Annotated in this window: 21 protein-coding genes and 2 tRNA genes; 9 read left to right on the top strand and 14 right to left on the bottom strand. The window is 61.8% G+C overall.

Annotated elements, in window-relative coordinates; translation table 11 throughout:
* The first annotated feature begins 55 nt into the window (after nt 1-55).
* Nucleotides 56-3,298, top strand: coding sequence for an ammonium transporter (gene amt, locus LJE98_RS17045; protein WP_229576410.1), 3,243 nt, complete (start codon nt 56-58; stop codon nt 3,296-3,298).
* A gap of 76 nt (nt 3,299-3,374) precedes the next feature.
* Here the strand turns inward: amt and LJE98_RS17040 are convergent, their stop codons facing one another.
* Nucleotides 3,375-3,989 carry an FMN-dependent NADH-azoreductase gene (locus LJE98_RS17040; protein WP_229576409.1) on the bottom strand — a complete coding sequence of 205 codons (615 nt, stop codon included), beginning with the start codon at nt 3,987-3,989 and terminating at the stop codon, nt 3,375-3,377.
* A gap of 129 nt (nt 3,990-4,118) precedes the next feature.
* Between LJE98_RS17040 and LJE98_RS17035 the strand changes: the two genes are divergently transcribed.
* Complete coding sequence (locus LJE98_RS17035; RefSeq protein ID WP_229576408.1) at nt 4,119-5,057, top strand: LysR family transcriptional regulator; 939 nt, start codon at nt 4,119-4,121, stop codon at nt 5,055-5,057.
* 66 nt (nt 5,058-5,123) lie between these two features.
* On the opposite strand, the gene LJE98_RS17030 is transcribed toward LJE98_RS17035, so the two are convergent.
* A complete protein-coding gene (locus LJE98_RS17030; protein ID WP_229576407.1) occupies nt 5,124-7,112 on the bottom strand; it encodes a bifunctional 2',3'-cyclic-nucleotide 2'-phosphodiesterase/3'-nucleotidase in 1,989 nt (662 codons plus the stop codon).
* A 200-nt stretch (nt 7,113-7,312) separates the two neighbouring features.
* Here LJE98_RS17030 and LJE98_RS17025 point away from each other — a divergent pair, with 200 nt between their 5' ends.
* Complete coding sequence (locus LJE98_RS17025) at nt 7,313-8,110, top strand: hypothetical protein (protein ID WP_229576406.1); 798 nt, start codon at nt 7,313-7,315, stop codon at nt 8,108-8,110.
* A gap of 14 nt (nt 8,111-8,124) precedes the next feature.
* Here LJE98_RS17025 and LJE98_RS17020 read toward each other — a convergent pair whose 3' ends face one another.
* The 3 genes from LJE98_RS17020 to LJE98_RS17010 form a co-directional block, all read right to left on the bottom strand.
* Nucleotides 8,125-8,454 (bottom strand): PilZ domain-containing protein, encoded by a 330-nt coding sequence (locus LJE98_RS17020; RefSeq protein ID WP_229576405.1) that lies wholly within the window; start codon nt 8,452-8,454, stop codon nt 8,125-8,127.
* 170 nt (nt 8,455-8,624) lie between these two features.
* Nucleotides 8,625-8,960 (bottom strand): PilZ domain-containing protein, encoded by a 336-nt coding sequence (locus tag LJE98_RS17015; RefSeq protein ID WP_229576404.1) that lies wholly within the window; start codon nt 8,958-8,960, stop codon nt 8,625-8,627.
* 91 nt (nt 8,961-9,051) lie between these two features.
* Nucleotides 9,052-9,513, bottom strand: coding sequence for an Lrp/AsnC family transcriptional regulator (locus LJE98_RS17010; RefSeq protein ID WP_229576403.1), 462 nt, complete (start codon nt 9,511-9,513; stop codon nt 9,052-9,054).
* Nucleotides 9,514-9,672: 159 nt separating this feature from the next.
* Here LJE98_RS17010 and ald point away from each other — a divergent pair, with 159 nt between their 5' ends.
* Nucleotides 9,673-10,791, top strand: a complete 1,119-nt coding sequence (gene ald / locus LJE98_RS17005; protein WP_229576402.1) for an alanine dehydrogenase — start codon at nt 9,673-9,675, stop codon at nt 10,789-10,791.
* 119 nt (nt 10,792-10,910) lie between these two features.
* On the opposite strand, the gene LJE98_RS17000 is transcribed toward ald, so the two are convergent.
* Together LJE98_RS17000 and LJE98_RS16995 are read right to left on the bottom strand one after the other, a co-directional pair.
* Complete coding sequence (locus tag LJE98_RS17000; RefSeq protein WP_229576401.1) at nt 10,911-11,849, bottom strand: DMT family transporter; 939 nt, start codon at nt 11,847-11,849, stop codon at nt 10,911-10,913.
* Nucleotides 11,846-12,343 carry a DUF1203 domain-containing protein gene (locus tag LJE98_RS16995; protein ID WP_229576400.1) on the bottom strand — a complete coding sequence of 166 codons (498 nt, stop codon included), beginning with the start codon at nt 12,341-12,343 and terminating at the stop codon, nt 11,846-11,848. Before LJE98_RS16995 ends, LJE98_RS17000 begins: the two co-directional genes overlap by 4 nt.
* 161 nt (nt 12,344-12,504) lie before the next feature.
* Here LJE98_RS16995 and LJE98_RS16990 point away from each other — a divergent pair, with 161 nt between their 5' ends.
* Nucleotides 12,505-13,413: a DUF4344 domain-containing metallopeptidase gene (locus LJE98_RS16990; protein ID WP_229576399.1), complete on the top strand. Its 909-nt coding sequence runs from the start codon at nt 12,505-12,507 to the stop codon at nt 13,411-13,413.
* A gap of 9 nt (nt 13,414-13,422) precedes the next feature.
* On the opposite strand, the gene sseA is transcribed toward LJE98_RS16990, so the two are convergent.
* From sseA to LJE98_RS16970, 4 genes are all read right to left on the bottom strand, one after another.
* The gene (gene sseA / locus LJE98_RS16985) at nt 13,423-14,847 is read right to left on the bottom strand and encodes a 3-mercaptopyruvate sulfurtransferase (RefSeq protein WP_229576398.1); all 1,425 of its coding nucleotides are present in this window, start codon (nt 14,845-14,847) and stop codon (nt 13,423-13,425) included.
* Between the two features lie 27 nt (nt 14,848-14,874).
* Complete coding sequence (locus tag LJE98_RS16980) at nt 14,875-15,606, bottom strand: alanyl-tRNA editing protein (protein ID WP_229576397.1); 732 nt, start codon at nt 15,604-15,606, stop codon at nt 14,875-14,877.
* Nucleotides 15,607-15,633: 27 nt separating this feature from the next.
* A complete protein-coding gene (locus LJE98_RS16975) occupies nt 15,634-16,671 on the bottom strand; it encodes a cysteine synthase A (protein ID WP_229576396.1) in 1,038 nt (345 codons plus the stop codon).
* Between the two features lie 211 nt (nt 16,672-16,882).
* A complete protein-coding gene (locus LJE98_RS16970) occupies nt 16,883-17,122 on the bottom strand; it encodes a type II toxin-antitoxin system prevent-host-death family antitoxin (protein ID WP_229576395.1) in 240 nt (79 codons plus the stop codon).
* A 182-nt stretch (nt 17,123-17,304) separates the two neighbouring features.
* Here LJE98_RS16970 and LJE98_RS16965 point away from each other — a divergent pair, with 182 nt between their 5' ends.
* Nucleotides 17,305-18,003 (top strand): hypothetical protein, encoded by a 699-nt coding sequence (locus LJE98_RS16965; RefSeq protein WP_229576394.1) that lies wholly within the window; start codon nt 17,305-17,307, stop codon nt 18,001-18,003.
* A gap of 77 nt (nt 18,004-18,080) precedes the next feature.
* Here LJE98_RS16965 and LJE98_RS16960 read toward each other — a convergent pair whose 3' ends face one another.
* The 3 genes from LJE98_RS16960 to LJE98_RS16950 form a co-directional block, all read right to left on the bottom strand.
* The gene (locus tag LJE98_RS16960) at nt 18,081-19,529 is read right to left on the bottom strand and encodes a cryptochrome/photolyase family protein (protein WP_229576393.1); all 1,449 of its coding nucleotides are present in this window, start codon (nt 19,527-19,529) and stop codon (nt 18,081-18,083) included.
* A 116-nt stretch (nt 19,530-19,645) separates the two neighbouring features.
* Nucleotides 19,646-19,873 (bottom strand): hypothetical protein, encoded by a 228-nt coding sequence (locus LJE98_RS16955; RefSeq protein ID WP_229576392.1) that lies wholly within the window; start codon nt 19,871-19,873, stop codon nt 19,646-19,648.
* 192 nt (nt 19,874-20,065) lie between these two features.
* Nucleotides 20,066-20,140, bottom strand: a tRNA-Asn gene (locus LJE98_RS16950).
* A 164-nt stretch (nt 20,141-20,304) separates the two neighbouring features.
* Between LJE98_RS16950 and LJE98_RS16945 the strand changes: the two genes are divergently transcribed.
* The 3 genes from LJE98_RS16945 to LJE98_RS16935 all read left to right on the top strand — a co-directional run bounded on the left by LJE98_RS16945 (nt 20,305) and on the right by LJE98_RS16935 (nt 21,188).
* Nucleotides 20,305-20,586, top strand: a complete 282-nt coding sequence (locus tag LJE98_RS16945) for a hypothetical protein (RefSeq protein ID WP_229576391.1) — start codon at nt 20,305-20,307, stop codon at nt 20,584-20,586.
* Nucleotides 20,587-20,647: 61 nt separating this feature from the next.
* Nucleotides 20,648-20,992, top strand: coding sequence for a hypothetical protein (locus LJE98_RS16940; protein ID WP_229576390.1), 345 nt, complete (start codon nt 20,648-20,650; stop codon nt 20,990-20,992).
* Between the two features lie 122 nt (nt 20,993-21,114).
* A tRNA-Cys gene (locus LJE98_RS16935) sits at nt 21,115-21,188 on the top strand.
* Nucleotides 21,189-21,240 lie beyond the last annotated feature (52 nt).

Here is a 21,240-nt window from a genome sequence, read left to right as displayed (position 1 = left end):
TGAAAATTAATGCTGCAGCGCAACACTGGGCCCGGGAAATTGCTCGGGTTTTCATGTGATTATTGCGTTTCTGTCTGCCTTTTCGCCCCGCATTGGTCTGATCGCATCTGGCATCCTCCTCGGGATGGCGGGGACGCTTGTCGCCGCCGACGGGACTGCGGCCGCCCAGACGGCGAAGGCGTCCGCCGACCTTGCCTGGCTGATGGCCGCGGCCGGTATGGTGATGATGATGCAAATCGGTTTCCTGCTCCTGGAAGCCGGCATGGTTCGCTCCAAGAACTCGATCAACGTGGCCCAGAAGAACCTGCTGGATTTCGTTTTCGGCGTGATCGGTTTCGCCGCGATTGGCTTCATGTTGGCCTTTGGTACCTCCGGCACGCTGCCAGTCGGCTTCGACCTGGACTATTTCCTGCTCCAGGACCTCGACAGCTGGCTCGCAGGCTTCTTTGTCTTCCAGGTGATGTTCTGCGGCACGGCCGCGACCATCGTTTCCGGGGCAATTGCCGAGCGCATGACACTGTCGGCCTATGTTCTCGGTTCGATCGTGCTGTCGACCCTCATCTACCCGGTCTTCGTCCACTGGGCCTGGGGAACGGCAGTCGGCCCGAACTCCGGCGCCTTTCTCGCCAATCTCGGTTTTGTCGATTTCGCCGGCTCGACGGTCGTTCATGCCACAGGCGGCTGGGTCGCGCTCGCGGCCTGCCTGGTAATCGGCCCCAGACAGGGCCGCTTCGATGCCGAGGGCCGGCCGGTCCGGATCGCCGGCCATAACCCGGTACTGGCGACGACCGGCGGGCTGATCCTGTTTTTCGGCTGGATCGGATTCAATGGCGGCTCGACGCTCGCGGCCAGTGCCGATGTCGCTCCGATCATTCTCAACACGGTGCTTGCAGGTGGCATGGGCACCTGCGTCGGGTACGTCATCGGCGCCAGGCAGGACGGGGTCGTTCTGCCGGAAAAGGCGCTGTGCGGCATGCTCGGCGCGCTGGTGGCTGTGACGGCCGGCTGCCATGTGCTCGACCCCGGCGGAGCGCTTCTGGTCGGTGCCCTAGGCTCGATCATCGCCGTCTTCGGCAACCAGTTTGTCGAGGAAAAGCTGAAGGTCGACGACGCGGTCGGCGCCGTCGGCGTGCATGCCTTTGCCGGCGTGGCAGGCACGCTGGCGCTTGCCCTTCTCGCTCCCGTCGACCGTCTTCCAGCCGGTGGGCGTTTCGACCAGCTCTATATCCAGATCTTCGGCTCGGCTCTCAATTTCTACTGGGCCTTCGGCCTCGGCTACGCCTTTTTCTGGACCCTCGACAAGCTGGTCCCGATCCGTGTCTCTGCCGAGGTCGAGGATGTCGGTCTCAACGTTGCCGAACACGGCACGCGCCTCGGTGTCGGCCATGTGGAGGATGCGCTGGCGAAACTGGTTTCGGGGAGCGCCGATCTCGGTGACCGGTTGACAGTCGACCCGGGTGACGAGGCGGAAAAGCTCGCCCGGCTGTTCAACGGCCTGATGGACAATATCCAGCAGCAGGAGCGCAGCCGCCAGGAACTCGAGGGGCAGGTGCGCGACCAGGAGGAATCCGAGCGGGTGTCGGCGCTCGCCAACGCCACGTTCGAGGCGATCGTCATGTATGAAAACGGCACGATCATCGACGGCAACGAGCAGCTCGAGCTGCTGACGGGCCGAGATCTGAAGACGCTCGTGGGATCGTCCATCCTCGATCTGGTGGACGCGGAAGGGCGGCGCATGCTGCTGGACGATCCGAACCCGGCGCCGAATGTCTCCCGTGAGCTCCACATCGTGCGGCCGGACGGACAACGAATTCCGATCGAGGCGAGAGGCCGCAACATCGAATATCGCGGTCGCCACATTCGCATCGGTTGTCTCGTCGATCTCAGGGAGCGCAAGGCCGTCGAAGGACGCATGCGCCATCTCGCGGAGCATGATCCGTTGACAGGCCTGGCCAACCGCGCACTCTTTACCGAGACGCTGTCAGCCCAGGTCGACCGCCCCAATCGTGATTGGGGTTGTGGTGTCCTGCTCGTCGATCTCGACCACTTCAAGGATGTCAACGATCTCTACGGTCATCCGGCCGGCGACGAGGTCATCCGCGAGACCGCCCGGCGGCTGTCGGCGGCTCTGGGATCAGCGGACATGGCTGCGCGGCTGGGTGGCGACGAATTCGCAGTCATTCTCGGCAATTGCCATTTCGAGGCACAGCTCGAGGATATGAGCCGCCGGCTGATCGATGCCTTTCGGCAGCCTTTCGATACGGGGCAGGGCGAACGCATCAAGTGCGGCATCAGCATCGGCGGCGCGCTGTTTCCCGAACATGCAACCGAGCTGGACGAATTGATCGGCCGCGCCGACGTTGCGCTCTATCATGCCAAGAAATCGGGGCGGAACACGTTTCGCGCCTATCGCAAGGGCATGGACGAATTGATTGAGAAGCGGCGCGCCCTGGAGGCCGATATCGAGCGGGGGCTGGAGCGCGGCGAATTCGAGCTCTATCTCCAGCCGCGCGTCTCGGCCCGAGACGGCGCGATCATCGGCTACGAGGCCTTGCTGCGCTGGAACCACCCGGAGCGCGGCATGGTGCAGCCTGGTGATTTCATTCCCGTGGCGGAAGTCTCCGGCAAGATCATCGGTCTTGGAGAATGGGTACTGCGCGAAGCCTGCCGGCTGGCGGTCGACCTGCCGCCGCATGTCCATTTGAGCGTCAATGTCTCACCGGTCCAGTTCCGGCACCCGGATTTTCTGGCCGGCATCGAGGCAATTCTGCAGGAGACCGCCGTCGCGCCGCAGAAGCTCGAGCTGGAGATTACCGAAAGCGTCTTGATCGACGACGACCAGAGGGCGCGTCTCATCCTCGGCCATCTGAAGACGCTGGGGGTCAAGATCGCGCTCGACGATTTCGGCACGGGCTATTCGTCGCTGAGCTATCTGAGCCGGTACCCGTTCGACGTCATCAAGATTGATCGCAGCTTTGTTTCGGCCCTGGGCGAGCAGGAGACCGCGAACGCCATCGTGCGCACCATCATCGAGCTCGGCAACGGACTTGGCATGCGTGTCGTGGCGGAGGGGGTGGAAACCGTGGAACAGGCTAGCTACCTGAGTGCTGCCGGTTGCGACGAGCTGCAGGGCTATCTGCTCGGTCGACCGCAGCCGGTGGTCGCCATCGCTCGTGAAATCAGTGAGACGGTCGCCATCGAGCTGAGGCGGATCGCGCGGCGCACAGTCCATCGGGACAAGCGCCCGCCCCATGCGGGGAACGAGACAGCGCTTGCCCTGGCGGCAAACGGCAACTGAAGGTGCTTGCCGTTTGCAAAGGCGAGTACGGCCGGTTTGCCGCGCTCGTAGGTTCTGGAAACAGGAGAGCTAAGGATCAGGCGGCCTGGGCCAGTTCCACGACCTTGGCCTGTGCGGCCGCGACGGCCTTTTCGGCTGCTTCCGGGCCGTAGGCCAAGCCTTCGACATAGACAGTTTCGACAAGATCAATGCCGAGAAAGCCGAGGACCGTCTTGAGGTAAGGCACCGCGTGGTTCATCGGCGCACCGGGACCGGAGGAATAGACGCCGCCAGCGGCCAGCACCAGATAGGCCTTCTTGCCCTTGGCAAGGCCGACCGGACCGTTTTCGGTATAAGTGAAGGTGAGGCCGGCACGAGCGACGTGGTCGATCCAGCTCTTCAGCGACGAATAGATGTTGAAATTGATCAGGCCGGTGCCGATGACGATCGTGTCTGCGGCCAGGAGTTCGGCAACGAGCGCGTCGGACATGACAACGGATTCGGTTTCTTCGGCAGTGCGGGCATCGGCCGGCTTGCGGATGGCGGCGGTGAAGATGCCGTCGACATGGTCGAGCTGGGTCTCGACAAGATCACGGCGGACCAGCGCGCCACCGGTCTGGGCTGCGAATTTCTCGGCGAGCTGGGATGCAATCGAGTTCGAGAGGGAGTCAGAGCCGCGTGGGCTGGAAGTGACGAGAAGGATGGACGACATGGCAGTTCCTCGGATGTTGGAGGGCCCTTGGGAGCAGGCCTGCCATGCATGTAATCCTGCGCACCTATCGATGAAACTGTGATAATGTAGATCGATCTTATCGAACAATTGGATGGATGCTCGAAAGCCATGGATGCCAACCCCACCCTCGACCAGCTTCAGGTCTTTCTCGCAGTGGCCGATGCCGGCAGCTTTTCGGCCGCCGCCCGCCTGCTCAACCGGGCGCAATCCGTGGTGAGCTACACGATCGGAAACCTGGAGAGCCAGCTCGGCGTATCACTCTTCGAACGGACCGGCACGCGCCAGCCAAGGCTGACCGAGGAGGGCAGGGCGATGCTGACCGATGCGCGCCGGATCGTTGGCGACCTGCAGGTGATGCGCGCCAAGGCACGCAGCATGCGCCAGGGCCTGGAGGCCGAACTGTCGATCGCGATCAGCGTGCTCGTGCCGATGCCGGCGGTGCTTGCGGTGCTCCGGGAATTCCAGACCGAGTTTCCCTCCGTCTCCCTCAGGCTTGAAGTGGGGGAACTCGGCCGGCTTGTGGAACTGGTCCTGAGTGGTCGGGCGACAATCGGCATCGGCGGTGCGCCCCTTCATCAGGACGATACACTGGTTGCCGACCGCATCGGCCACAGCTTTCTGTTGCCGGCCGCCGCAGCCGACCACCCGCTGGCGGCCCGCAAGGTCAAGCTGTCGCTGCGGGACGTGCGGGAGGAAACGCAGATCGTCGTCAGCGATGCCTCGGACCTGACCCAGGGGCGAGACTTCAATGTCCTCTCCTTCAAGACCTGGCGGGTGAGCGACATGGCGACGAAGCACCAGCTCATTCGCGGCGGCCTGGGCTGGGGCGGGCTGCCGGTCTCGATCATCCACGAGGACCTGGCGCAAGGCCGGATCGTGCATCTCGACCTGCCGGCCTATGAGCAGGGGGCGTACAACCTCCATGCCATCCGCAGGGCCGACAATCCTCCGGGACCTGCCGGCCTCTGGCTGATCCGCGCATTCGAGGAACACCTGTCGAATTGCCCGGCAGAATTTCCGTCGTCCCTTCTTTCCGAAGCGGTTTAAGGAATCGATTCAAGCCTTTGAATCGATTCCCAACCCGTTGATCCGCAACGCGCCGAAGCTCGGCCGTCAAAGCGTCAGCCGGAACTTCGCGAATCCATCAGCCGCTTCACCGGCATCCTCGATCTTGGCGCCCTGGAAGCCGGCGAGATGCTCGCGCGCCCTGGGGCCCGTTTCGAAGGTGACGGTTGTGTCGCCGATTGGCGCGAAGGACCAGTTGCCATCGGCCGAGGGATTGATCGTGCCCTGCTCGACGATGTAGCGGACGATGATGTCGCGGTTGGTGTCCGGTCCGACGAAGATCACCTTGTCCGCAGCGATCTCGGGGAACTTGCCACCGCCTCCGGCGCGGTAGTTGTTGGTCGCGACCGCAAACGTCTGGCCCGGATCGATGGGCTTGCCATCGAACTGCAGGTTGACGATGCGGCTCGTTTCCGGGTGCACGGCGACGCCGTCCTTGTCATAGCGCGCGGGTTTGGTCAGGTCGATCTGATAGGTGACGCCGTCGATCACATCGTAATTGTAGGATGGGAAGTCCGGGTTGATGAGAGGCGCATCCTGCGCTCCCGGCTCGATCTGGTTGAAGATACCGGCCGACATTTCGAGCCAGTTCTTCACCTGTTCACCGGTGATCGCGACCGCCTGGATCGTGTTCGGATAGAGATAGAGATCGGCGACATTCTTGATCGCGATGTCGCCGGCCGGCACGTCGGTGAAGTAATCCGCACCGCCGCGACCGCCCGCCTTGAACGGGGCGGCAGCCGACAGGACGGGAAGGTCCTTGTGCGGGCCGTCCTTCAGCATGGTCTTGATGTACCAGGACTGGGCGATCGAGACGATCTGGATCGAGGGATCGTCTGCGACCAGCGCGAAATAGGAATAAAGTGGCGCGGAGGTCTTGCCGACCGGCGTGCGGACATAGTCGAGCGTTGCCTGATGTTCGGTCGCGACCGAGGCGATCACTTCGGGCTTGTCCTTGGTATCGGCGACGACCTTGCGGTTCTCGTCGCGGTGGTAGATCGGCCGCGCCTCGCAGGTGAAGTCGACGATCTTCCAGCTCGCGCCGTCCTTTTCCAAGAGCAGATCGATCAGGCCCATATGCGAGCCCCAGAAGCCCGCCATGACGGCCGGCTTGCCCAGTAGCGTGCCCTTGACCGCATCGGCCCCCGGCACCTCCTCGAAATCCTTTGGTCCGGGGAAAACGAGATGCTGGTGGCCGGTGAAGATCGCATCGATGCCTTCGACGCCGGCGAGATAGAGCGAGGCATTTTCCATGCCCTCGCTCTCGCCATGGCCATCGATGCCCGAATGGGAGAGCGCGATGACGATGTCGGCGCCTTCCTCACGCATCTGCGGCACCCAGGCGCGTGCCGCCTGAAGGATGTCGCGCGTCTGCGCGCTGCCTTCGAGGTTCTTCGCATCCCACAGCATGATCTGCGGCGGCACGAAGCCGATGAAGCCGACCTTGATCGGGCTCGTGGCGCCCGAGCCGTCGCGGATCTGCTTCTCGATGATCACGTAAGGCTTGAAGTAGAGCGCATCCTGCTTCGGATCGGCAGAGAGCTCGCCCTTGGTCAGGTTGGCGCAGACAAAGGGAAACTGCGCGCCGGCCAGCGTGTTGAACATGAAGTCCAGGCCATAGTTGAATTCGTGGTTGCCGAGCGTGCCACAGTCATAGCCCAGCACGTTCATCGCCTTGATCACCGGATGCAGGTCGCCAGGCTTCATGCCCTTCTGATAGGCCATGTAATCGCCCATCGGATTGCCCTGCAGGAAGTCGCCATTGTCAATCAGCATGGAGTTGCCGGCTTCCGCGCGGATGGAATCAATCAGGCTTGCGGTGCGCGCCAGTCCCATCGTGTCGTTCGGCTTGTCGGCGTAATAGTCGTAAGGCATCACGTTGACATGGATGTCGGTTGTTTCCATCAGCCGCAGATGCGCCTGATTGGCGGAAGCGCGCGCGGCAAACGGATGAAGCGTGACGAGGGCTGCCGAGGCGGCGATGCCGCTGAGGAAAGAGCGGCGGGAAATCGGGTGGAGATCGAGGATGGACGACATGGGGGCCTCACGAAGAACTGGTTCTGAAAGAGAAGGAGGTTAAGTCGCTTTCCAGAGGCTTGCACCTGGAAAATGACAGGGGTGAGACATGGAAGGATCCAATGCAACCCATGCTAGATGGCGGTTGAATATTAGCGCAATGATTGATTTTGCCGGGCCTGCGAGGTATTGTTCTCTTGTCATCGATGGGGGATCGACTCATGCCATGGCTCAACACGGCATTCTTTGCAGGTGCAATCGGCGGAATGTCGCCTGAACTGGCGCGGATCCTGGTTCGTGCCCAGGGAGGGCAGATCGCGGACTGGTTTGAGAAACTTGCGCAAGAGCCCTGGCTCTCGATCCTGGCACCGATAGCCGGTTCGATCGCCATCCTGGTCCTGTTGGGCCTCATCGGCGGGATCGTGGCCCATTACGGTAATGAGCCGAACATCAGCAAGGCATTCGTGCTCGGCATTGGCGCGCCCGCCTTTCTGCTTTCGACTGCCGGTGCGATTGCCCCGGTGAAGGACGTTGTCAAAGACACCGAGGTCAAGGCCGTCAGCGTGGAGATCGATCCAAAGCCAACGGAGCTCTTGAACTACCTGGGCGAAATACTGGTCACGACGGGGCATGCTCAGGATCTCCCGTCAGAGGCTGCCCCCGCACCTCAGCTGATCTTCGACACGAAGGCGATTGCCGGAGCTTGCCCGGCATGCCGCGTGGAATTCCAGGATTCGTCCGGCAGCGTGTTGTCGTCCGAAACGGTTGGCGGCGACAAGGCAACTGTCGTGACGGTACCCGATACCGCAACCTCGGCCATCCTCTCCGGCGTCCCCGATTCCAACAGCGCAAAGTTTTCACTGGAGTCTTTGGCGCCGCCCAGTGCGCAAGAAGGCGATCGCCCGATCTCGGTGGAGGTCACCAAAAGCCGAAACTATCTCAATGACGTCCTGTACATCCTGGGCAACAGCGCAATCGAACCGTTCGATCTCGAATTGAAGGCTGCCGGGGCCGAATGACGGGCGCCCACCTGTCAGGTGTGGCCCAGGGATTGATGGAAGTTCCGGAAATAGGCCGTGATCTGAGCGACCGCATTGGTGGACTGATCGAATTCCAGTCCCATCTTTCCTGCCCTGTACCAGCGCACGGTGCAGTCGATCCGACCGAGTTCGGCACACCGCACGCAGACCATCGCGCCGCGCTTGGCCTCGATCCACCCTTCGAGCTGCAGCGCCATGCCGCTATGTGAAATGTCGAGAATACGCACGTCCAGCCTCTGGCCGATAAATTCCAGCGTGCCTCTGATATGACAGCGCAGGCGTTGGTTTCGACGACCGTCCGGATTGAGTTTGCCAGCAAGCATCTGACTGCGCTCCATCAAAACTGATTGGAAGAAACGCAGGAAATCTCGGTCAGGCGCCTTAACGGCATCTGGCCGAGGTCATTAGAATGCGAGCAGTCACCCTGGCAGATTTAGGGTATTTGACCTGTATTTGCGGGTGTTTACCGTTAATTGCGCTGTGGAGGCAGACCTTAGCGCGTGAGAACCGGGCGGACTTCCTGGTGGAAGTTGCGGAAATAGGCGGCGACCTTGGCAATCGAATTGCTGTTGGGCCTGAACATGATGCCGATCCGCCCGCCATAGTTCCAGCGAACCACACCTTCGAGCAGGCCGATATCAGCGTTCTCGATGATGACGGGGCTCCCGGCGGCGGCCGGGAACTTGGACGAGAGTTCAAGCGCCAGGCCATTGCGCGAGATGTTGACTACGCGTCCATCGGCTTCCTGCTTGAAGTAACGAACCTTGCTGTCGATCCTGCAGCGACTGCGAGGAGATTTGCGAACATCCATTCCGAGATTATTGCTCATGATGCCGTCCTGATGAGAAGAATGGCGGGAGCTTACGTACAATCCGTGAGAACGGTCTAAATCGAATCATTAGGATTTTCAGGACCCCTGCTCAAAGCCCCACATTGGGACGCTCGATGACCTCGCGCAGCGCAAAGCTAGAATTGATCTTCACCACATGCGGCAGCGCGGACAGCCAGTCGCGGTGGATGCGCTCGTAGTCTTCGAGATCCTTGGCGGCCACTCTGAGTATGTAATCATACTCCCCCGACATCAGGTAGCAGACCAGCACGTTCGGACAGCGTCTCACGGCCGCCTCGAACTCGGTCAGTGTCTTGGCGAACTGGCCCGACAGCGAGATATGCACGATAACCATCATCTTGTAGTCGATCGCCTTGTGCGACAGGCGCGCATGATAGCCGCTGATGACGCCAGACTTTTCCAGCATGTCGTGCCGCCGCGAGCAGGCGGAGGGCGACAAGCCCACCGTCTCGGCGAGTTCGGCATTGGTCATCCGACCATTCTCCTGAAGCGCCTTCAGAATGGCACGATCGATGGCATCCAGTTCCGCCATTCGTAGAATTCCCCGTTATTGGCATGCGTCACGCAAGAAGCTGCGAATTCTGTCGCGCTCCATGCCTCATTTTGCAAGGACATTTTACGGGATCGATGGTTGAATTTTAGCATCTGAAACAAAGCGGCTTCGGCTGCAGATAAAAGAGAGGAACGCTTCATGCGTGTCGGTTGCCCGAAGGAAATCAAAAACCATGAATACCGTGTCGGCCTGACCCCGGGTGCCGTCAGAGAATATGTGGCGCATGGCCATGAGGTCCTGATGGAAACGGGTGCGGGCGCCGGGATCGGTGCCGATGACCACGCCTACATCGCCGCTGGCGCGAAGATCGCAGCCTCGGCCAAGGACGTGTTCGAAAAGTCTGACATGATCGTCAAGGTCAAGGAACCGCAGCCCTCGGAATGGGTGCAGCTGCGTGACGGTCAGATCCTTTACACTTATCTCCATCTCGCGCCGGATCCGGATCAGACCAAGGGTCTGCTCGACTCTGGCGTGACCGCCATTGCCTACGAGACCGTGACCGATGAACGCGGCGGCCTGCCGCTGCTGGCTCCGATGTCGGAGGTCGCCGGGCGTCTCGCGATCCAGGCCGGTGCCACGGCGCTGCAGAAGGCCTATGGCGGCCGCGGCATCCTGCTCGGCGGCGTTCCGGGCGTTCTGCCGGCCAAGGTAACCGTCATCGGTGGCGGCGTCGTTGGCCTGCATGCAGCCAAGATGGCGGTGGGCCTCGGCGCCGACGTGACCATTCTCGACCGTTCGCTGCCCCGCCTGCGCCAGCTCGACGATATCTTCGGCGGCCGCGTGCACACGGTCTATTCGACGATCGATGCACTGGAGCAGGAATGCTTCTCGGCCGACCTCGTCATCGGCGCCGTCCTCATTCCCGGAGCAGCTGCCCCGAAGCTGGTCACCCGCGAAATGCTCTCGGGCATGAAGAAGGGCTCTGTCGTCGTGGATGTCGCCATCGACCAGGGCGGCTGTTTCGAGACATCCCATGCCACGACCCATTCCGACCCGACCTATGTCGTCGACGGCATCGTGCATTACTGCGTTGCCAACATGCCGGGTGCTGTGCCGATTACCTCTGCCCATGCGCTGAACAATGCGACCCTGGTGCATGGCCTGGCGCTTGCCGATCGCGGTTTGCGCGCCATTGCCGAGGATCGGCACCTGCGCAATGGTTTGAACGTGCACAAGGGGCGCATTACCAACAAGCCGGTAGCCGAAGCCCTGGGTTATCCGGCCCATGCGCCGGAAGCCGTGCTGAACGTCGCGTAAGGTCTGCCTCTCCGGTTACCTGACGTTACGTCAGGTCCGCGCATGTCTCGCGTAAACGCGGCCATCTGGGCCGGCCATCCCATCGGCCGGCCCATTCTTATTGGGGGGTGATGCCAGATTCAGTTCGACAGCGTATTGCGGCCTCGCGGACCGAACAGCCGCCGCGGCAGTCGACCGTCGATCAGGACGAGGCCGGCCACGATCGTCGCCATGCCGATGAAGTGCTGCGGCGCGAGTACCTCGTTCAGGAAGAGCCAGCCAAGAAGGATCGCGCTCACCGGAATGAGGAAAGTCACCAGCATGAGGTTGGTCGCCCCCGCCGAGGCGAGGATGCGGAAGAAGAGAATATAGGCAAGCGCCGTCGAGATCAGCGCGATCGCGACGAGAGCAGCCATCGTCGGCAGTCCCGGTGCCGCGAGGGTCCAGGGCTGTTCGATGACGAGCGCGAGCGGAATCATCAGCATGGCAGACGCGGAGATCTGACCGGTGGCGGTGACAATCGGGTTGATGCCCATTGCCTTGAATCGTCGGCCATAGACCCCGGCAAAGGAGTAGGAGAGTGCGGCTCCGAGAATGGCAAGTTCCGCCATGAAATGCGAGCCGATACCGGACAGGGCAGACGGCCCGATCATCAGGGCCACGCCGGCAAAGCCGACGATCGTTCCGGCGAGGCGCCCGCCGGTCATCTTCTCGTCGCGCGTCAGCAGATGGGCGACCACGACCCCGAACAGGGGCGTCGTCGCATTGAGGATCGAGGCAAGCCCGCTGGCGATAGTTCCCTGACCCCACACGATCAGCGAGAAGGGGATCATGTTGTTCAGCAGACCCATGCCGAAGAAGGCGAGCCAGATCTTCGGCGCACGCGGCATCGAGATCCCGGCGAGCCTGAGACCGAGGAGAAGTGCCAGAGCGGCAAGTCCGACCCGCGCCGCAACGATGGTGAAGGGGGGAAGCTCCTTGACGGCGACCCCGGTGAAGAAGAAGGACCCGCCCCAGATCACCGAGAGCAGCAGCAGGAGGCTCCATTCCGTCGGGTTCATGCTTCTGTGCTGTGTCATCTGGATGTTCCGGATTGGGCTGGCGGCGCGAGCCGCTCGATTCGACATTGATAGCAGTTGTTGCGGGCCGAGCGGACATGAACATAGGCGATGTCGGGATCGTCGAAGAGTGCCTCCGCCCGCACCATGATCGCCTCGGTCGGCACCACGCTGCCGCTGCCATAGACGATGCGATCGTCCGGGCCATATCCGCGCATGATGTAGTCGGGGCTCGCAAGCGCTGGCGGCAGAACCTCCGTCGCCTCGTAGCGCGGACAGGCCTCCGCATGCAGAAAGATCGGTCCGGTCTCGGCATAGGGCTGCAGCGTGGGGAAGGGGCGATAGGCCAGCGTCAGATAGGCTTCGCCGGCAGCGATCTCGGCGAGGCAATGCCGGCAGGGATAGCCTCCAGGCGAAATGCGGCGTTCGGGCGCAAGACCGTAGGCGTCGACTGCCCCGGCCCGGTAGGAAGCGGCCTCGGTGGAGGACATTGGAACAAAGCAAACAGCGGTCATGAAAGCCTCTCGGATGGAGTGAAGGCCGCATTCTCACCCCGGCAGCACCTGCGCCGCCACCCGAATCCTGCGCAGATTGTTCATGTCAAAAATGGCGTTTTTCTCTCGCTTAACCTCTGCGCTACATAGTGCGGTGATCCAATTTCGGGTGAGGGGCTCCCATGATTTCCTATCAGTCCGCCGCGGCGGCCGTGCTGGCGCTGTCTGCCGCATGTCTCTTCCAGCCATCCTCGAATCTTCGGGCAGCCGAATTGACCGAGGAACAGGTGCAGGAAGGCCAGAGATTCGTCGTCAACAACGCGATCTTCATCCTGTTTCACGAGGCGGGCCACATGCTGGTTTCGGAGCTTGGCCTGCCGGTGCTCGGGCGCGAGGAGGATGCCGTCGACGCGCTCTCCTCCGTGCTGCTGCTCGGCGCCGAGGACGAGGAGCTCTACACCACCATGCAGGACAGCGCCGATGGCTGGTTCCTGCTGGACGAGGCGAATGAAGGCGGTCCGCAGGAGGACGACTTCATGGGGACCCACGGTCTCGACCGGCAGCGGGCCTATGCAATCGTCTGCATGATGACCGGGGCGAACGGCGAGTTCTTCGAGGAATTTGCTGATTCGCTCGAATTTCCGGCAGAGCGACGGGAAGAATGCGTGCTCGAATACCAGAAGGCCCGCGACAGCTGGATGGGCCTGCTCGCCGCCAACATGAAGGATGGCGCGAAGACGAAATTCGAGGTCACCTATGAGCCGGCCGGCAATGAGGACCTGCAGGGCTTTGCCGATCTCTTGAAGAGCGCCGGTGCGCTGGAGGCCGTCGCCACGGTTTTCGAAGATGGCTACGCCCTGAAGGACGGGATCAAGATCACCGGCAAGACCTGTGGCACCGAAAACGCCTTCTGGTATGCCGGCGATCGCGAGATCACCTATTGCTACGAAATGGCGTCTTTCCACGCCGGTCTGATCGCCAACTGGTTCGAGAACCAGGAGGTGGACGAGACCACCGGGGATGCCCTTGCCGAAGACGAGAGCGCCACGCAGGCCGACCTCGGCACCGTGAAGCTGAAGAAGAAGGAATGAGCGACGGCGTCACCCGTCGCGCTTGATCAGCGCAAGCAGCTCCTGATCGGTCATCGGATCGACCAGTGCGTCATAAGTCCCGACCGGCGAGAAACCGAACTGCTGATAGAGCTGCAGCGCGCGGGGATGGTCGAGCGTGTTGGTGGTGACCGTCACCTTCTTCGGATCGGTTGCCCAGGCCGCATAGAGACATTGCAGCAGGAACCACTTGCCGATGCCAAGGCCGAGCGCGTGTTCGAACAGGCCGAAATAGGAGAGTTCGACGAGATCGTCGTTTTCCTGCGACAATTCGTAGAAGCCGGCCGGGGCGCCATTCACGTAGAGAACCGAGATCGAAACCTTCGGCTGGTGGATGATCGCCTTCAGCTGGTCGTCGGGCATGCGCAGCCGCTCGTACCAGTGCCAGCGGGCGCCGACCTGGCGATGCAGGAAGCGGTAGAAGGACAACGGAATTTCATGCGTGCGCATGATTGCCGTCTGGATGTTGACCGGCACCGGCAGGCTGGACTTCGGCGGTGCCGTCATCTCGAGCTGCGTCACATGCGCCGTCAGCGGGCCTGATGTCTTCGAGCCAAGCGGCTCCGCCTTGCCGGTTGCAACAGGCGTATCGGTCTTCGAGCCCCATTCCGACCAGGAGCCATCATAGAGCGAATTGTCGGTATGCCCGAGGCTTTCGAGCGCGAGTGTCACGACCGCAGCCGTGATCCCCGAGCCGCAGCTCGTGACGACAGGATTGTTGAGGTCGATACCGGCATCGGTGAAGATCGAGCGCAGTGTGGCGAGATCCTTGAGGCGGCCATTCTCGGAGAGCGAGGCTGCAGGCACGCTGCGGGCTCCCGGCATATGGCCGGAGCGCATGCCCTCGCGGGGTTCGGGTTCCTCGCCCGTGAAACGACCGGCGGGGCGGGCATCGGCGATCTGTTTGTCGCCCTCGTCGGCAATCCCGGACATCTGGTCAAAGGAGGTGAGCTTCGCGCGGTCGAAATGCGCCTCGAAGGTAACCGGTGCCGGTTCGGGCAGGTCAGTCTCGAGCCTGCGCCCTTCCGCCTTCCAGCCGTCAATGCCGCCTTCGAGCACGTAGACGCGGCGTGCACCCATGACACGGAACATCCACCAGACGCGCGGAGCCGAGAAGAAGCCGGGGCCGTCATAGACGACGATCGTGTCTTCGGCCGAAATGCCGAGCTGGCCGACGGCTTGAGCAAAGAAGGACGGCGAGGGCAGGGAATGGGGAAGGCCGGTCGTGGTATCGGCAATCACGTCCTGATCGAAGAAGACGGCACCCGGAATGTGGCCGGAGGCATATTCGACGGCGCCGTTACGCCCCTGTGCGGGCAGATACCAGGAGGCATCGACGAGTTTGAATCCGGGGGCTCCGAGGTTCTTTTCGACCCAATCCGCCGAAACGACGAAACGGCTTCTTTCACCGGACATGCACTTCTCCCGTAACGTTCCTAGAGCTCAGGCGTCCGGGGCTCCGAAGCGAATGCGGAACCGGCGGTTCTCCTTGCCCTTCTTTTCAATCTTGGCGATATGAATCGCACCGACCTCCTGGGTCTCGGAAACATGTGTGCCCCCGCAGGGCTGACTGTCAACGCCGGAGTTCTCGCCGATGCAAACGAGGGAGACACGGCCGAGGCCGACAGGTGGGCGGACATTCTTCGACTTGACGATGCCGGGATTGGTGGCCAGCTCGTCGTCGGTGATCCACTGAAGAGTGATCGGATGGTTTTCCCCGACGAGTTTCATCAGGTCCGCCGTCACCTGATCCTTGTCGATCGTTTCGCCCATGTCGAAATCCACCCGGCTTTCCTCTTCGCCGACGGCAGCTCCGGTGATCGGATAGGGGCAGACGACGGAGAGCAGGTGGCAGGCTGTGTGCATGCGCATCAGCTTGTAACGGCGCGTCCAGTCGACATGCAGCACAAGTTTCTCGCCAACCGAGGGCAGCGGCTCGCCTTCCAGAGGGCGGTGCAGGATGACATGTTTGGCGGTGCCGTGGCGGGTCTCTGACAGCTGGATGCGGCTGCCGTCTGCGCGCTCAACGAAGCCGGTATCGCCGGGCTGGCCGCCGGATGCGGCATAGAAGCAGGTCTGGTCGAGTTCGACGGCGCCGTCCTCATGCACTGCGGTCACCACCGCCTCCGCCGTCGAGAGATAGAAATCGTCGCGGTAGAGGGCGATGGTGGTCATGACAATGCTTTCGGATGGATGCGGAGATCAGACGGTCTCGAAGGGCAGGTCGAAATCGGCGCGCTTTTCGAGCCAGGCCGGGATTGGCAGGTTCTTCGAGCGCAGGAAATCCGGGTTGAACAGTTTGGACTGGTAGCGGTTGCCGTAGTCGCAGAGGATCGTCACGATCGTGTGGCCGGGGCCGAGTTCCCTGGCAAGCCGGATGGCGCCCGCAATGTTGATGCCCGAGGAGCCGCCGAGGCAGAGGCCCTCGTTTTCGACGAGATCGAAGACGATGTCGAGCGCTTCGGAATCGGGGATCTGATAGGCGAAATCGGGCTTGAAGCCTTCGAGGTTTGCCGTGATGCGGCCCTGGCCGATGCCCTCGGTGATCGAGGAGCCCGAGGACTTCAATTCACCGTTCTTGTAATATTCGAAGAGGGCGGCGCCTTCCGGATCGGCAATGCCGATCTTGACGCCGGGCTTCCTGTTGCGAAGTCCGATCCCGGTGCCGGCAAGCGTGCCGCCCGAGCCGACCGCGCAGATGAAGCCGTCGACGGCGCCGCCGGTCTGCTCGAAGATTTCCTTCGCCGTCGTTTCGATATGCGCGTCGCGATTGACGGTGTTGTCGAACTGGTTTGCCCAGATGGCACCATTCGGCTCGGTCTTGGCGAGTTGGGCCGCCAGACGGCCGGAGATCTTCACGTAATTGTTCGGGTTCTTGTAGGGCACTGCCGGGACTTCGACGAGTTCGGCGCCGAGCAGTTTCAGCGCGTCCTTCTTTTCCTGGCTCTGGGTCTCGGGAATGACGATCACGGTGCGATAGCCCAGCGCCTTGGCAACCAGCGTCAGTCCGATGCCGGTATTGCCGGCCGTGCCCTCGACGATCACGCCGCCGGGGCGCAGAAGCCCGCGCCGCTCGGCGTCACGGATGATGAAGAGGGCTGCGCGATCCTTGACCGACTGGCCCGGATTGAGGAATTCGGCCTTGCCGAGAATGCTGCAGCCGGTCGCCTGGGAGGCGCCTTTCAGCCGGATGAGCGGCGTATTGCCGATCGCCTCGAGCACGGAGGGATGAAATGCCATGATGTCTGCCTTTTTTGTCTGACGCGGACACTAGAACCAAATGCGCGGGGAAGAAAACCGCCCTCGTGAGAGATTTTGTCCTTCTGGACAAGATTGTGCGGGCGGCGGTCCGCGCGGGAATGAACGGGTCTTTTCCGCCCGGAGCCAGCAATTGGCAAGGAATGGCTTTTCGCGGTGGCCCAAGGGGAGGGAAAATGCGTTCGGGGAGGGGTTAGGTTGTGAACTTCGGGTCAATCGCTGTGGATCCGATATCGGCGGGGCCTGGATAGGACATCAGGAACTCGCCGAAATTCGGTCTCGGCTTTGTCATCACCCTTTTTGCCGCCTCTCCGGCGTCGACGCTGACCAGCATAGCGACGGGCTCGCCGTGGCGAGTGATGGTAATGAAGGCACCGTTGGCGGCGGCGTCCACCAGACCGGCGAATCCGGCCTTGGCATCGGCAATGCTCATGCTCGACATGCTCGCCTCCGAAAATAACTGGATGTGGTCAACTTAATGCTGGGCTGTGCATCGGGCAAGCGAGGCCCGAATCCTCTGCCGATCGTTACAAGTTTAAGCATTCTCTTCACCGGATTTTCACGCCTGACCGGGAAGTCTGCTGCTGATGCGGCTCAAGGTTGTGCGGAGAGAGGATGCTGAGGGTTCTCGTGGCTTTGGCCGTGTTTCTGCCGATCGCCGGCTGCGATCTGCTTTTCGATTTTCCGGAATGGCAATGGCATCAGAAACTCACGGTGTCGGTCATGACGCCAGAGGGCATGAAGGTCGGCAGCGCGGTCACCTCGGCGCGGATCGAGTTTCCGCCCAAATGGACCGGCGTGGGCGATGCGGCCGGTATGCAGCGTGGCGGCGTTTCCGGCGAGGCGGTCGTAGTCGATCTCGGCGAGGGCCGTTATCTCTTCGCGTTGCTGCAGGGCTATAGTGAGTGGACGGCCTATACCGCCTTTTTCCCGGAACTTGAGGGAAAGGCGATGCTGAAGGAGGAGATGTTTCCTTACCTCGACCGGATGGTGGCGAGCGACGGGCAGTCCCGCGACGTGCCGCGCAAGCACTATCCGCTACTGGTCACGTTCGATGACATAAACGACCCGGCCTCGGTGCGCCGCGTCAATCCCGGCGATCTCGCTGCTACATTCGGGCTCGGCTATAGGCTCAATGCGATTACGCTGTCGATCACGGACGAGCCTGCGACCGAGGGGAGGGTGGAAAAGGTGCTAGGATGGCTCGATAATGTTCAAGGCCGCCTAAAGCCGACCAACAAGCGATATGCCGATCAGCTCCATATCGAAGAAACCCTGTATAGCTTGGACTTTCAGCGAGATGTCCGTCTATAGAAAACAGTACCGGTTTGTTGGCGCGATATCTTAGATGAACGCGCAATAAGGCTGAACAAGTCTGCGCGCGCCCGCCCTCACTCCGTCTTCAACCCTTGAAACGCCGACATCGCCGTATCCCTGGCCTTGCCGTGATCGACGATCGGCTTGGGATAGGTCTTGCCGAGGCTCACCCCCGCTTCCTTCAGCACCAGAAGCGGCGCGTCGAACGGCCGGTGGATGAACTTGTCCGGCATGTCCTTCAGCTCCGGCACGAAGCGGCGGACATATGTGCCGTCGGGGTCGAATTTCTCGCCCTGGGTGGTGGGGTTGAAGATGCGAAAGAAGGGGGCGGCGTCGGCGCCGGAGCCGGCGACCCATTGCCAGCTGGCGGCATTCGATGCCGGGTCGGCATCGACAAGCGTGTCGCGGAACCAGCGCTCGCCTTCGCGCCAATCGATGAGCAGATCCTTGATCAGGAAGGAAGCGGTGATCATGCGCACGCGATTATGCATCCAGCCGGTCTGCCAGAGCTGCCGCATGCCGGCATCGACCATCGGATAGCCGGTCTGGCCGCGCTGCCACTTCTCCAAAAGGTCCGGCGCGACGCGCCAGGGAAAGGCATCAAACTTGTCGTTCCAGTTCTTCACCGCCAGATCGGGGAAATGGAAGAGCAGATGGTAGGAGAAGTCGCGCCAGACCACCTCCTTGCGGAAATGGATGTAATCTTCGCTGGAATAGTCGTCGGAAAGTCCGCGCGTTGCGTGCCAGACGGATGCAGGCGAGATTTCGCCGAGAGCCAAGTGCGGCGACAGCATCGAGACATGCGCCTCGCCGGGAAAGTCGCGGCGGGTGCGATAGCCCTTAAGCCCTGTCTCGACGAAGTCCGCGAGGCGTTCCTGTGCGCCGGCTTCGCCCGGCTGCCATTCGGATTCGAAGCCTTTGGCCCAGTTCGGTTTCGTTGGCAGCAGGCTCCAATCCTCAAGCGAGTCGCTTGTCGGCCAGTGCTCGGGCGCGGGCAGGGACTTGGGGGATGGGATCGGCTCGGCTGGTTCGCCGGAGCCGTCCAGCGCCTTCCAGAACGGTGTGTAGACGCGGAAATGGCCGCCGGCCCCGGTCTTCAGCTTGGTTGGCTCGTGCAGGATCTGGCCGGCAAAGGTGCGCACCTCGATGCCGTTATCGATCAGCTTTGCCTTCAGGGCCTTGTCGATGGCGATGCCGGGCGGATCGTAGCGCCGGTTCCAGAAGACGGCGGAGGCATCTGTCTCGGAAATCAGGTCGGTCAGCACACGCTCGGCCGGACCGCTGCGCAGGATGAGGCGCGATCCGAGCGCGTCGATCGCCTGGCCAAGCGCCGTCAGCGAATGGTGCAGCCACCAGCCTTGTGCTGCGCCGAGCGGCCCGGTTCCAGCCTCCTCGGGCTCGCGGATATAGAGAGGAAGGATGCGGAAACCTTCATCCGCGGCCGTCGCTAGGGCTGCATGATCAGAAAGCCTGAGATCCTTGCGGAACCAGAGAATGAGCGTCTTGGCGGAAGTATGGGGCATGCAATGTCTTCTTTGTTGGCTTTGTCTGCCATACGAAGACCAGCGGCGAAGGGATCATGCCGCAATCACGAATCTGTTGTGAATTCGGGTGAACGCCCGCGTCAGGCGGCGGGGCGTCAGGCGGCGGGGCGCCCGGCGGCCGTGCGGCGTGCCTGTTCTGCCCGGATCATGGCGAGGATCTGCTGGGCATTCTCGCGGACATAGAGACGATGCAGCTTTTCGGCGACCGGGGCGGTTGTCAGCAGGCATGTGTAGCCTTCCCGCTCGTACCAGCGGAAATCCACCACATTGTCCATGTTGACGTGGAAGGGAAAGCCGTCCCCGTCGTGAAGCTCGAGCCACATCGGCCGTCCTCCTTGCATGCCATTTCGATAGGGCAGGCAAATAGCAGCCAAAGGTGAAGAGGAAGTTTCCCCGGTGTTGAACAATTCAGGGTGGTGAGATCAGGCCCGCGAGATGACGGGCGCCAATGCCGGGCTTCTGGCCAGAAAGCAAAAGGCCCGCCGCCTTGTTGAGGCGCGGGCCTTTGAAAGAAATGGCTCCCCGGGCCGGATTCGAACCGGCGACCTGTCGATTAACAGTCGAATGCTCTACCGCTGAGCTACCAGGGAACAGCCGCTTGGCGCGGTGTGAGCGGGGTAATACTGATGCTCGCCTCGTTTGCCAAGCGGTTTTTCAAAAAAAATGTCATGCGCTTGTTTTTATTTGTGGGTTCACCATCTCTTTAAGGGTCGAAACAGGGCCGGAAAGCCCGAAAAACCGGGAGTTTCAACCTTTGCCGCAAAGACGCTATCGTCTCGACCAGGCGCGGGGCCGGCTTGTCCTCGGCCGTTTGGAGATCCCTGTGCCCCGCTCCCGGGGCGGCAGGATCGCGACCGGAACGGCGCTGGTGGGCGGCGGTTTCCTCGGTTTCTTGCCGATCCTCGGTTTCTGGATGGTGCCGGTCGGCCTCGTGGTCCTGTCGCATGACCTGTCTTTCGTGCGACGCAGGCGCAGGCGTGTGGCCATCTGGTGGCATCGGCGCAACAAGGGGTCGCGCAGCGACCTTGACGCCTGACGTCACAGGCCGGTCCGGCTTTTACCCCTGGGCACATGTCTTAGTGAAATGACCCCGCATCTTGCGTCCGACTATTATGGGCGGACTGAGCCGGGAGACCGAACTGCGATTGCCGTGGTCGGTTCCGGCGCTGAGCCAAGGACTGGTCGAGATGTGCAACCCACCCGAACTCATGATGATCCTGACGCCCGCGGATTTCCACATCATGGAGGGCGCGATGCGGGCGATGGCTCCGAAGCCGGATCGAATCATGATCGACGACGGTCACCGTGAGGCCGTCGGCCGGGCGGTCATCCGTCTCTACACCGCCGGTGTGACCGATCCGGTGCGTCTTGCAGATGCGGCGACCGTCATGGCGGCGACACGGCTTCTCGATCGTCGTAGGTGGTCGACGCAGGACGCCTGATGCCTTCATGAGATAGGCAAGGGCGGTCCGCCGGGAGGCATCAAAATTCGCAGAAATTCCCCTTGCGCTCTTTCTCGATCCGTTCTAAATGCCGCCCACCACACGCACTTTTATACTCGGATGGCCTCGTGGCGGAGTGGTGACGCAGAGGACTGCAAATCCTTGTACCCCGGTTCAATTCCGGGCGAGGCCTCCATCCGAACCTTCAACATCTTTCAGGTTTTCCGGCATTTCAGGCGGTCGCGCGC

The sequence above is a fragment of the Rhizobium sp. 'Codium 1' genome (genome assembly GCF_020889605.1).
In the GTDB taxonomy this organism is placed as follows: Bacteria; Pseudomonadota; Alphaproteobacteria; order Rhizobiales; family Rhizobiaceae; genus Allorhizobium; species Allorhizobium algae.
This window is presented reverse-complemented; position numbering and strand designations above follow the sequence as displayed.